This is a genomic window from Flagellimonas aequoris, assembly GCF_003584165.1.
GTDB lineage: Bacteria > Bacteroidota > Bacteroidia > Flavobacteriales > Flavobacteriaceae > Flagellimonas > Flagellimonas aequoris.
Window position 1 is genome coordinate 133,157 of record NZ_QXFJ01000011.1, and the last position, 11,507, is coordinate 144,663.

An 11,507-nucleotide genomic window follows, 5' to 3' on the forward strand; every position below is an offset into this window, starting at 1 on the left:
TTTTGGAATACTGTACAAAATCAGGGGCTACAGTAGACTTTTCCAAAATCTACAGTAATCTCTTTGGGAAGCCCTGTAAACACTGGAAATTTTTGACGAAAAAATTGACGCAATTTGACGAAAAAACAAAATCGCACCTATGGAAAAGCAATCTACAAATGGTAAATCAAAGAAAGGAACCGGTGCTTATTCCAATATCACCGTAAAGAAAGAAACGGCCATACGCTTTCGCAGTTATTCCAAAAGGTTCAACAAATCCCATAGCGAGGTTTTGGATGGAATGGTACAATACTTCAAGGAGAACAACCTTGACCCTTTTGGGGAGGGAACAAAGATCATCCTTGATGGTATCAAAAAATTGGAGCGTCAGATGATGAAAAAATTCGATAGGCTTATCGCCATTATCAAGAACATGGAAAAGACCAGTATCCGGCCCACCTATGAAATGATGCTGATACTTTATGAGGCCTATGTAAAGGATGGGAGGAAACCGAGACGGGAACCTGTCCAGATACAGGAAGAGCGAAAGGACTTCTTGGAGCCTAGAAACACCGTTCCAAAAGTGCAGCATGATAGAATGCTGCAAGAATTCAATGAATATAGAAAGCATTGCAATGAAATCCTCAACAAGGTTGAGAAGGTGGAGCCAATGATGGGAAAGCCCTATCTCAAGATCAATATGGGCATCGGGGAGTTTGAAAAATTAAAGTACCATTTAAGATAACGCCCATGTACCTTACCATCTCAGCGCAGAAAATGGGCAGTACCTACAACTCCAGTGTAGGGAACTATGTGGACTATCTGGAAAAGGAAAACGAGGATAGGTCGCCCGAACTTAGGGAGGAATTCTTTGACCAAGAGAACGACAGCGTAAGCCCTCAAACGGTCATCGATGAAATAGATGCCAATACGGCCAAGTTAAGACAGAAAGACCCGAAATTCTATTCCATAGTGGTAAGCCCCAACCAAAGGGAACTGAAGGCCATCGGCAATGACCAGAACCTGTTAAGGGAATACACAAGGAAGCTTATGGAGGACTATGCCAAGAGTTTCCACCGCAACCAAGAGGTCAAGGCAGAGAACCTGAAATACTATGCCAAGATAGAACATGAACGCACCTATCGGGGCTTTGACAAACAGGTTCAGGAGAATGCTCCCTACCGAGGGGAGATAGCAAGGCTCAGGAACGAGATACGGAAAGTGGAACGGGGCGAATCCATCGGGAATGTCAATGAGCTTGAAAAAAGAATCAAAGAGCAAGAAAGATTGGCCCCGCACAAACAGGACGGACAGTTAGTGGCAGCCGGAATGAAAAAGGAGGGGCCACAGACCCATATCCATATCATAGTCAGCAGAAGGGACGTGACGAACACCTATACCCTTTCCCCAATGGCCAAGCACAAAGCATCGGAAGTGGAACTAAACGGAAAGACGGTCAAGAGGGGATTTGATAGGGACAGCTTTTACCAATCGGCCGAGAAGACCTTTGACAGGACAACAGGATTTAAACGGAACTATGTGGAATCCTATGTTGGGAGAAAGGCCCATGCCAAGGAACCGGGGAAGTTCTTTGCCAAGGTCATGGGACTGCCCACCAAGGAAAAGGATATGGCCTTTAAACTTCTAAAAACGATGGGTGTAAAGGCACCCAGTATACCGACCAATAAAGTACAGGTGGCGGCCAAGATCATCAAGGCACTTGGAAGGGGAATCGATAAGGCAAGGGGTGCAGGTGAGGACATGGGCTACTGAGATCCAAAAAGTAGGTTGCGCCCTATCGTGTTTTTGCTTCACGCTTATCTATCGGAACGCTACAAAAACCCGATAGGATCCATGCGCAAAAGTTGGGGTAAGAATTTGGGACGCTTGCAGCACTTCACTGCGTTTCGTTCGCCTTTATGAAAGGACTTTTATAAGAAGATTTGATTCAAAGTATTGTGCTATTTCTTGTCCAATAGCTTTTCCAAGTAAGTCACCTTATCTTTTTCAGCTTGAACAAGTCGCTCATAAAGCTCAATTACCTTGTCCAATGGATTGAACGTGCAATGATTATTGAATGTGCCCTCACTGCTATCATTAAAATTGTTGAAATAGTTAATGGCCAACTCTTCAGAAAAGTTATGTATTGCTTCAGGCGTGACCCCCAAGGCTTTGGCAACAGCTTCCAGACGTTCCATATCAAGAGTCTCAGACTGTTCAATTTTGGAAACACTTTGTTGACTGACACCCAACATCTCTGCTAAGGTTTCCTGCTTCATGCCCCTTAGCTCACGGATGCGGCCAATCTTTCTTCCAATGTGGTTGTTCTTTTTTACTGTCTCCATATCCCAAAAATAAACATTCCAGATTTAAATATACGGGTAAATTACCAATGGACGTGGTTGGTTACAACTTTGGATGGTTGGGTACATGGGAACAATGCCGTTGCTTTAGGTAAAACAAAAAATTATGGAGCAACGGACATTCAACTTGGAAGGGACGGACAACCTGGACGAAATTAGGGAAATCGTGTCCAAGGTAGTCGAAAAAGTCGATACCAACCATATCTATCTGACCATTGGAGAGGAACAAGAACCCTACAAATATTGGTTCATCATCGTGACGGGAGATTATGCCAATAGGTTCCGGGAAGAGAAAGAACAGTTCCTGAAAGTATTTTTCAGTATGTATCCCGATTGTGTTGTGAGCTATTTTACGCCCACCCAGATCGGGGAGCAAGAATCGACAGGCACTACCTTTTTTGTAAACAATTGTACCAAGGAAAACTTGATATATACCTGTTTTGAAGATAGAGGTCTTGCGCCGTTCGACGAAAAAGATTTACCAAGAGTCCTTAATAGTTCGAGGACATATTACGAGAAAGAAATTGAAAAGGTTAAGGCATTTCGGAAGGGGGCTGTACCGTTCATGGACGAGGGAAACTTTGAGCTTGCGGGCTTTATGTTCCACCAAACCTTGGAAATGGGATATCGGTTGGCCGAGCACTTCCTTTTGGGCCACACCCATAAAGGCCATTCCATAAGAGAACATCAAAATTTTATTGGGGATAGAAGCAGCACATTCGGGAAAATTTTCCCCCAGAACATTGAAGAAGATTTACGGTTACTGAACAAACTAGACAAATCCTATGTGAAGAGCAGGTACTCCAAAGACTTTATGATAGAGGAGGAACAAGCCGATTTGATAAAAGGATACGTGGATATGTTCATCCTAAAATTGGAGGAATACATGCCCAACGAATTAGATAAATGCCAAAGGAGGATCGATGGTCAGAGTCAATCCAAAATACAAGTACCCTTACCGCAGAACATCGATATAAATCCAAATCAATCCCCTTTGTTGAATAGACTTAGGGAATTGGAAAGCAAGTATTGTGGGACATTGGAACCTTTCCAGGCAAGGGAGCGTTACAGCCTTAAGCTAATCAATGGTGGATACCAAGAAACCATGTTGATGATTACCAATCTGATTAAGGTGTGTATGATGGCCATTGAATATCCCCATGGTGCCTCAAAATGGTTACAAGAACCTGATATTGTCATAGCTGACACAATGGGTCATATTCTTGACCTCATGCCCTATGATGAAATGGAATTTTTGGATGAGGTGAGGCAATTGCTTTCGGAAACGCCATCCTAGGATTAACGACAAAAACTCAGTATGAAATCAAAAATTGAATCCATGAACCCAAATGAAAAAAAGCTCTTAATGTATTTAAGATTCCACGGGAACGACCATACCCCAACACTGGTTCCTCATCCATGGTTCAAGGACAAGTTTCAACCCACATTTTTCTATGTTGACGGCCATGCCGATCTATTGTTGACTGTTCGAGCATTGATATACCTTTCCATGAGGGCTATAAATCCCGAGTTGGGTTCGGACGATATAATGGAAAGGAACGAAGAGGAATTCATCCATCAGGCAATGACCATTGCCAACCGTTTGATGCCAGTCGGGGAAGAAGCTTTGATGGATCATTTGAACATATTTTATAGGGAAGAAAAGAAAGCCAAAGAAGAGGACTGAATTAAGAAAATAACAAATAAAAGGATAGCCATGAAAAAGAGCAAAAAGGAATTGAAGAAACTAATGGAATCGGCAAGATATAAGTTGGAGGTACTGGAGCCTACCAATATACAAAAAGGTAAGTTCAGACCGTCCTTTGTTTTGTTGGATGGATACTTGGATCTTTTTGATACCATAGAAGCATTGATTAATGTTTGTATTTTGGCAACCCAAGGAGAACCATATTCTCCGCCGCACGTAAAACAGCCGGGGGAGGATATACGGAAGACCTTGGAACTGGTAACACAACTTTTGCCTTTTGAAGAAGGGGAGTTCTTGGATGAGGTGAATCGACTATTGAATAAAGACAAATCATGAACCTCTGAATAGGTTGCGTTTTTAATTAAGGTTGATTGATAAAAACTAAAAAATCATGGTAACTCAATATTAGGTTTGACTTAAGTACAAATAAAAGGTTGCTGGTAATGGTTATTAATACCCTTGTTTATTTTACTACAAAAGTGTGGCTCAATTCATTTTGGGCGTCCAAGCAATGTTCTATTCAACTATTCATTTGTAAACTTTATATAATAAATAAATTACAAAATATTTAAAATAGATTACAAAACAAATATCTTTGCTTCATGATAAGTACTGATGACAGGATAGAACAAAAAATCAAAAGATTAAATCCTGGTTCAATCGTCTTCACGGAGGACTTTCAATCATTTGGAAGTTCTGGAGCGGTTGCGGTAGCCTTACACCGTATGGTGAAAAAAGGTATTCTGAGAACATTAGCACGGGGCATATTTGTCAAACCAAAATTCAGCAAGTTGCTAAACCAAGAGGTTTTGCCTTCAACAGAACAAGTGGCCAAAGCTATAGCTAAGCGCGATAGGGCTAGAATACTGCCGACTGGGATATATGCGCAGAATATTTTAGGGTTATCCACACAGGTCCCTTTAAAATCGGTATTTTTGACAGATGGGTCACCGCGAAAAATAACTATAGGAAATCGCACTATCCAGTTCAAAAAAACAACACCAAAAAACCTTGCTTTAAAGGGAAATATAAGTAAACTGGTCGTCCTTGCGCTCAAAGAAATTGGAAAAGACAAAGCAACTGATGATGAGCTTAATAAAATAAAAACACTACTAAAGAGAGAGAATGTCAAAGATTTAAAGCATGATATTTCCTTGGCCCCACAATGGATTGCGGAAATCATGGCCAAAACATTATAATTTCAAAGAAGGCTCGTGTATACTGAAGCCTAAAACACCAATTTTTAACGACAAAAAGTGTGTAACTTGCAAATAATCAAAACAACTCAATTCAAATGAACCTAAAAGAGAACATATCCCTTGAAGAGGTTTGTGGCAAAGTTTTCAATAATAGGCTGTTAGATGTCTCTGAAAGCGGAAAGGCTGCACTGACCCATTACATGCACAACCATCAAAATGGGGTCTCCAAATTCTATAAAAAAGAAGCGGTTCAACATGTTAAGCGTGCTTTAGAGTATGAATATCCTGACGAAAATATCTCTTCACAAATCGCCGAAGAGGCTTTGCAGTACATGATTTTTGATTTTAAAAAGGATGTGCCTTTTCAAGAACCAAAAAACCCAAAATTTAAGTTTATCGATTTATTTGCGGGGATCGGGGGATTTAGAATTGCTATGCAAAGCCTAGGAGGTAAGTGTGTATTTACAAGTGAATGGGATGAAAAAGCTAAAAAAACATACGAAGCGAATTTTGGAGAGGTTCCATTTGGAGATATAACCAAAGAAGAAACCAAGAAATTTATACCCGATGGATTTGATGTTTTATGTGCGGGATTCCCATGTCAAGCTTTCTCTATAGCTGGAAAACGAGGCGGGTTCGAAGATACAAGAGGGACGTTGTTTTTTGATGTTGCAGAAATAATTAAAAGAAAAAAACCCAAGGCGATTTTCTTGGAAAATGTAAAAGGGCTTTTCAATCACGATAAGGGTAAAACGCTTAAAACTATACTAAATGTTCTGAGAAAGGACCTTGGTTATTTTGTTCCCGAACCGAAAATATTAAATGCTAAGGATTTTGGGGTTCCACAAAATCGTGAGCGCATTTTTATTGTTGGATTTAGAGAGGATTTGGGAATAAACAATTTTGAGTATCCAAAACCAACAAAAAAAAATGTAGTCTTTGAGGATATCAAGGAGGAATCTGTTGTTTCCGTAAAGTATTATTTGTCCAATACATACTTGAATACCCTTATAAAGCACAAAAAACGACATGAGAGCAAGGGAAATGGATTTGGGTACGAAATAATCCCAGATGATGGAACCGCCAATGCAGTAGTTTGTGGGGGAATGGGGAGAGAACGAAATTTGGTTTATGATCATAGGTTGGAGGATTTCACCCCAGTTACACATATCAAAGGTGAAGTTAACCGTCAAGGAATAAGAAAAATGACTCCTAGAGAATGGGCAAGGCTTCAAGGTTTCCCTGACAAATTCATCATTCCTGTAGCTGATGCCTCAGCATATAAGCAGTTTGGAAATTCCGTTGCAGTTCCCGCTATTAAAGCAACGGCAAATGAGATTATTAAACGAATATTAAAGAATGTTGACAGGAAATAAAGGTGAATGGAGTGAAATATATGCACTTCTAAAGATATTAGCCGACCAAAACTTGTTTGCTGGTGACAGTGACTTAAAAAAAATTGAAGGCCTAATTTTCCCCATTATCAAAATCCTGCGTGACGAATCAAATGGAACTTATGAATATGCCTATGAAAGTGATTTGATAATTATTAAAGGGGCAGATGAAGAATTTAGGATACCAATAGTACAATTTCAAGAAAAGGCAGTTTTTTTGCTTTCAAAATTAAAGGAAACAACAACTGCGTCTTTTTCAATTCCTGAAATTGAGACTTTTATAAATTCATTCAACTGCGATTCCCTTAAAGCCAAATCATCAGTAAAAAGTGACATTAGAATCGTCATCCATGATCAAAGAACCGGGACGACCCCTGAATTAGGCTTTAGTATTAAATCCCAACTTGGAGGTGCCTCTACTCTATTAAATGCTGGGAAGACAACCAATTTCATTTATAAAATAGAGAATGTTGTTTTAACCAATCAACAGATACAAGCCATAAATGAAATCAACACGAGAAGTAAAATAAAGGATAGAATAGAGAAAATAAAAGAGCTTTCAGGAACTTTGGATTTCGTTAGAACAGAAAGTTCTGTTTTTGGGAATAACCTAACTCTAATTGATAGTGCATTGCCAAAAATTCTTTCTGAATTAACTTGTCTTTTTTTCACTTCTAGTTATACAAAAACTGTCGATTTGGTAAATAAAATTTCAGAAATTAATCCACTTGATTTCAATTTTGAAACGGACCATCCATACTATAATTATAAAATTAAACGGTTCCTAACTGATGTGGCCCTTGGAATGATGCCCGCAAAAGTATGGACTGGAAAATTGGATGCTACAGGTGGTTATTTAGTTGTTAAAGAAGATGGAGAGGTATTATGCTATCATATTTATAATCGTAATGAATTTGAAGATTACTTGCTTAACAATACTAAACTTGAAACAGCCAGTAGTACAAAACATGATTTTGGGACTGCTTACTCAGTTGATAATGAGCAATTTTTTAAACTGAACTTGCAAATTAGATTTTTGAAGTAATGGAGAATCAATTACAGTTTAGAATAAGTTCTGGATTAAAAAATATAATCGGTAGAGATTTAATTACTGATGATTTTGTTGCAATTTTTGAACTTGTAAAAAACTCTTATGATGCTCACGCAACTAAGGTTCTAATTGAGTTTGAAAACCTCAACTCTTCAAACGCTATTATCCGAATAACGGATAATGGAAAAGGTATGAATTATGATGATTTAATCAATAAATGGTTGTTTGTTGCTTACTCTGCAAAGAAAGATGGCACTGAGGATATTGATTATAGGAATAAAATTCAGAGCAAAACCTTCTATGCTGGGGCGAAAGGTATAGGTCGTTTCTCTTGTGATAAGTTAGGATCCAAATTACTTCTTATAACAACAAGAGACGAAGAGAATTCTAAAACAGAACAAATTCAGGTTGATTGGGAAAATTTTGAACAAGACTCAAAAGATGAATTTATCAACATAGGGGTTACCCACAATACCTTGACTAACAACCCTTCAGAATATGAGTCGGGGACCTTATTGGAAATTTCTGGAATTAGGAATGATTCGGAATGGAATTATGATAAACTGATTAGGTTAAAGAATTCACTGTCCAAATTGATTAATCCTTTTGAAAGCAATGAAAATAGAGTTTTTGAAATAGAAATTAAAGCAGAAGAATTTCTAGAACGTGACGAAAAGCAAGAATCTCTAAATAAAAAGGTTAATGGACCAGTAACTAATAACCTTTTGAAAATTCTTAATCAGAAAACAATAAAAATACGTTCTGAAATTTCAGGTGATGGTAGAAAGGTTAAAACAGAAGTATCAGACAATGGGATTTGGCTATTTACGGTAATTACTGACAACTTAAATTACCCTCTATTGAGTGACGTTTTTGTAGAATTATTTTATCTAAATAGAAGTGCTAAAAACAATTTTACGAGAACCATGGGAATTCGAAACACAGAGTACGGCTCTGTGTTTTTATATAAAAATGGAATAAGGGTTTATCCATATGGAGAACCAGGATCAGACCCATTTGAATTAGACAAAAGGCAACAGGCTCGTTTGGGAGACAGACTTGGGACTCAGCAATTAATAGGTAGAATAGAAATAATAGGGTCAAACGAAGATTTTAAAGAGACTACAAGCCGAGATGGAGGATTAATAAAAAATCAATCTTATCATCAACTACTAGACTACTTTATTGACGTAATTGAAAAACTTGAATCTTTTTGGTTAAGTATATATAAATATGGAATTGACACTAGGGGTTACTTTGAAAGTGAAGATGTAGAAATAAAAATCATCAAATCACTTTTGAAAATTAAAGGCTCAGATGGCCCGTTTGAATTTGACTTTAATCCAGACATAATTTCACTAATAACGGATACACAAAATGATAATGACAATGCTTTAACCCTTATCAATTCAATTGAAAACATTGCAATAGGTACTGGGAATAAAGAAATAATTTCAAAAATCAAGAAGGTTAAATCAACATTAGATGATGCGTTAACCATTGCTGAAATAGCTGAAGAAGAAATTAAAGAAAAAGAGAAGGAGATTAGGGAGAAGGAAACACAAAATCTCTTTTTGAAATCCGTACGATCTCAAGATTTCGATGACTTGTTAAGTTTTATGCATCACACTGGAATTTATGCTCAAACTATTAATTCATATTTAAAAAACATATCACTTAAGCTAAGTAGAAATATTGATATTACTAAGGACGATTTGACTGAAATTATTCGCGCTATTAGTTTTGAAGCAAATAAAATTTTAAACATTTCCGAATTTGCCACGAAGGCAAATTTTAGGTTGAAAACAGAAGAGCTGGAGGCAGACATTGTCAATTATCTCGCTGAATACATTTCTAACATTTTGCCTTCAACAAACGATAAAAGTCTTGATATTACATTCCAAAATAATGTGAATGATCCAATCATTAAAAAATTTAAACCTATTGAATTAAATATTCTAATTGATAATCTGGTAGTCAATTCTAGAAAAGCGAAAGCAAACAAGCTGGAAATACAATTAAATGAAAAAAATGGAAAACTGACTTTTCAGTTTAAGGACAATGGCCAAGGAATAAACCCAAAGGATATTAAACGAATTTTTGATTTTGGATATACAACAACTGATGGGTCTGGTTTAGGTCTTTACCACGTTAATCAAATTGTAAATAACTTGCGAGGAAAGATCGATGTTCAAAATAACACAGATAAAGGAGTTACATTTATTATAACAATATGAAAAATAAGTTCATTCTATGGATTGATGATATGCAAAATTGGTCGCATATTATTACAAGTAATCTATCAATTTTAGCAACAGATAAGGATATAAACCTTGTTGTTTTGCCTCAATTAAATGGTGAGGATTTAGAACAAATTTTTATGATGTATCCATTCGATTTAATTGTAATGGATTATCATATGGAACCATTTAACGGTGATGTATATATTGAGCAAATTAGACTAGAGGAACATTTGGATAATATTCCAATTCTTTTTTATTCACAGGACCAAAATGTTGATTTAAGTGCGTTAGTAAGTAGCTTGGAAAATGTTCATGTAACAGATAGAGCCTCTGTGGAGGAAGTAATAAAAGGGTTTATTTTTTGAGATATTTTTATAGCCTTACGCTATCGATAATTTTATGAATTTAGCTATGTCCAAAAATGGGTAAGGCTACATCTTGACGGAGAGATTTTTATCCATTCAGAGAATTCCAGTTTTTGGATGAGCCGGGTAAACTGAGCCACCCGCGCCGGACGAAAGTGAGCAGTGTAAATCAACTGCTTGGATTTGACCTGTCCGTGGGTTAAACTTAGTTTTTATTTTTCAATTTTCTTCTCATTGATTCACCTTTTATGTCGATTCTGTGTGCCGTGTGTACCAAACGGTCGAGTATGGCGTCGGCCAGAGTTCTCTCCCCGATGATGTCGTGCCATTTTGATACGGGCAATTGTGATGCAATTATGGTCGATCTCTGTCCGTGACGATCCTCGATGATCTCCATGAGCGCATGCCTGTTGATATTGTCCAGTGGCTTGAGCCCGAAGTCATCAAGTATCAGTAGGTCCTGTTTTTCAAGCTTGCCTATCTGTTTAGGATAGGAACCGTCAGCTTTTGAGGTCTTCAACATGGTAAAGAGCTTGGCCGTGTTGAAGTACATGACCTTTTTCCCCATGGAACAGGCCTGGTGGCCGATTGCGGAGGCCAGATAGCTTTTGCCGACCCCGGTGCTCCCGGTAATGAGGACATTCTCCCTCTTTTTGATAAAATCGCAGTTGCCAAGGCGCTGTACCTGGTTTTTGTCCAATTGTCTGGAAGGTCTGTAATCCACCGCCTCCATAACGGCAGCATACCTAAAGCGCGCCGATCTGGTCAGGCGTTCTATCCTGCGGTTATGGCGGTCGTCCCACTCGCATTGTACGAGGTAGGCAATGATCTCGTCATTGGTATAGTCGGTGTCCGTTCCGTTGGGCCCCAAGGTCGTTTCAAATGCCCTGTGCATGCCATGGAGCCTGAGCTCCTTCATCTGTTGTATTGTCCTTTCGTTCATATGTAGTATTTAAGTATTTGTCCCTATTCATAATATTTTCCGCCCCGTATGTTCTGGTGCTCGGGCATTTCCAGATTATCATCGGCGCCCTCATCAAGCTTGTCCCAGCCCTTTTTTAGGATGCGCTCGACCATATTGTAATTATATGCACCATATTCCGTTGCCCTTCTACAGGCGCTGTCAAGACGGTCCCTGCCATATTTCTTAGCAAGGTGCAGTACGCCAAGACAGGATTTATAGGATTGTTCGGGATGCTGCTTCT

Annotated in this window: 12 protein-coding genes and 1 pseudogene; 10 read left to right on the forward strand and 3 right to left on the reverse strand. The window is 38.3% G+C overall.

Features of this window, described 5'->3' with window-relative positions; genetic code table 11:
• Positions 1-139 precede the first annotated feature (139 nt).
• Positions 140-724, forward strand: coding sequence for a BfmA/BtgA family mobilization protein (locus D2U88_RS05205; RefSeq protein ID WP_119639253.1), 585 nt, complete (start codon positions 140-142; stop codon positions 722-724).
• A 5-nt stretch (positions 725-729) separates the two neighbouring features.
• Complete coding sequence (mobB, locus tag D2U88_RS05210; protein WP_119639254.1) at positions 730-1,752, forward strand: MobB family relaxase; 1,023 nt, start codon at positions 730-732, stop codon at positions 1,750-1,752.
• Between the two features lie 188 nt (positions 1,753-1,940).
• Here the strand turns inward: mobB and D2U88_RS05215 are convergent, their stop codons facing one another.
• The gene (locus D2U88_RS05215) at positions 1,941-2,324 is read right to left on the reverse strand and encodes a helix-turn-helix domain-containing protein (RefSeq protein WP_119639255.1); all 384 of its coding nucleotides are present in this window, start codon (positions 2,322-2,324) and stop codon (positions 1,941-1,943) included.
• A 124-nt stretch (positions 2,325-2,448) separates the two neighbouring features.
• Between D2U88_RS05215 and D2U88_RS05220 the strand changes: the two genes are divergently transcribed.
• The 8 genes from D2U88_RS05220 to D2U88_RS05255 all read left to right on the forward strand — a co-directional run bounded on the left by D2U88_RS05220 (position 2,449) and on the right by D2U88_RS05255 (position 10,302).
• Positions 2,449-3,639, forward strand: a complete 1,191-nt coding sequence (locus D2U88_RS05220) for a HEPN domain-containing protein (protein ID WP_119639256.1) — start codon at positions 2,449-2,451, stop codon at positions 3,637-3,639.
• Positions 3,640-3,660: 21 nt separating this feature from the next.
• Entirely contained in the window at positions 3,661-4,029 is a 369-nt protein-coding gene (locus tag D2U88_RS05225) for a hypothetical protein (protein WP_147378534.1), read from the forward strand.
• A gap of 30 nt (positions 4,030-4,059) precedes the next feature.
• Positions 4,060-4,386, forward strand: coding sequence for a hypothetical protein (locus D2U88_RS05230; protein WP_235855727.1), 327 nt, complete (start codon positions 4,060-4,062; stop codon positions 4,384-4,386).
• Between the two features lie 266 nt (positions 4,387-4,652).
• A complete protein-coding gene (locus D2U88_RS05235; RefSeq protein WP_119639258.1) occupies positions 4,653-5,249 on the forward strand; it encodes a DUF6088 family protein in 597 nt (198 codons plus the stop codon).
• Between the two features lie 95 nt (positions 5,250-5,344).
• Positions 5,345-6,625, forward strand: a complete 1,281-nt coding sequence (locus D2U88_RS05240) for a DNA cytosine methyltransferase (protein WP_119639259.1) — start codon at positions 5,345-5,347, stop codon at positions 6,623-6,625.
• Positions 6,609-7,688 (forward strand): HpaII family restriction endonuclease, encoded by a 1,080-nt coding sequence (locus D2U88_RS05245; protein ID WP_119639260.1) that lies wholly within the window; start codon positions 6,609-6,611, stop codon positions 7,686-7,688. Before D2U88_RS05240 ends, D2U88_RS05245 begins: the two co-directional genes overlap by 17 nt.
• A complete protein-coding gene (locus tag D2U88_RS05250) occupies positions 7,688-9,931 on the forward strand; it encodes an ATP-binding protein (protein ID WP_119639261.1) in 2,244 nt (747 codons plus the stop codon). Before D2U88_RS05245 ends, D2U88_RS05250 begins: the two co-directional genes overlap by 1 nt.
• Positions 9,928-10,302, forward strand: coding sequence for a PleD family two-component system response regulator (locus tag D2U88_RS05255; RefSeq protein WP_119639262.1), 375 nt, complete (start codon positions 9,928-9,930; stop codon positions 10,300-10,302). Before D2U88_RS05250 ends, D2U88_RS05255 begins: the two co-directional genes overlap by 4 nt.
• 205 nt (positions 10,303-10,507) lie before the next feature.
• On the opposite strand, the gene istB is transcribed toward D2U88_RS05255, so the two are convergent.
• Positions 10,508-11,245, reverse strand: a complete 738-nt coding sequence (istB, locus tag D2U88_RS05260) for an IS21-like element helper ATPase IstB (protein WP_119608405.1) — start codon at positions 11,243-11,245, stop codon at positions 10,508-10,510.
• A gap of 23 nt (positions 11,246-11,268) precedes the next feature.
• Positions 11,269-11,507 (reverse strand): annotated as a pseudogene (locus D2U88_RS19490) (IS21 family transposase); the annotation flags it as partial.

Coding starts and splice junctions, on each gene's coding strand:
- D2U88_RS05205 (WP_119639253.1), top strand. CDS start 140: ATGGAAAAGCAATCTACAAATGGTAAATCAAAGAAAGGAACCGGTGCT.
- mobB (WP_119639254.1), top strand. CDS start 730: ATGTACCTTACCATCTCAGCGCAGAAAATGGGCAGTACCTACAACTCC.
- D2U88_RS05215 (WP_119639255.1), bottom strand. CDS start 2,324: ATGGAGACAGTAAAAAAGAACAACCACATTGGAAGAAAGATTGGCCGC.
- D2U88_RS05220 (WP_119639256.1), top strand. CDS start 2,449: ATGGAGCAACGGACATTCAACTTGGAAGGGACGGACAACCTGGACGAA.
- D2U88_RS05225 (WP_147378534.1), top strand. CDS start 3,661: ATGAAATCAAAAATTGAATCCATGAACCCAAATGAAAAAAAGCTCTTA.
- D2U88_RS05230 (WP_235855727.1), top strand. CDS start 4,060: ATGAAAAAGAGCAAAAAGGAATTGAAGAAACTAATGGAATCGGCAAGA.
- D2U88_RS05235 (WP_119639258.1), top strand. CDS start 4,653: ATGATAAGTACTGATGACAGGATAGAACAAAAAATCAAAAGATTAAAT.
- D2U88_RS05240 (WP_119639259.1), top strand. CDS start 5,345: ATGAACCTAAAAGAGAACATATCCCTTGAAGAGGTTTGTGGCAAAGTT.
- D2U88_RS05245 (WP_119639260.1), top strand. CDS start 6,609: ATGTTGACAGGAAATAAAGGTGAATGGAGTGAAATATATGCACTTCTA.
- D2U88_RS05250 (WP_119639261.1), top strand. CDS start 7,688: ATGGAGAATCAATTACAGTTTAGAATAAGTTCTGGATTAAAAAATATA.
- D2U88_RS05255 (WP_119639262.1), top strand. CDS start 9,928: ATGAAAAATAAGTTCATTCTATGGATTGATGATATGCAAAATTGGTCG.
- istB (WP_119608405.1), bottom strand. CDS start 11,245: ATGAACGAAAGGACAATACAACAGATGAAGGAGCTCAGGCTCCATGGC.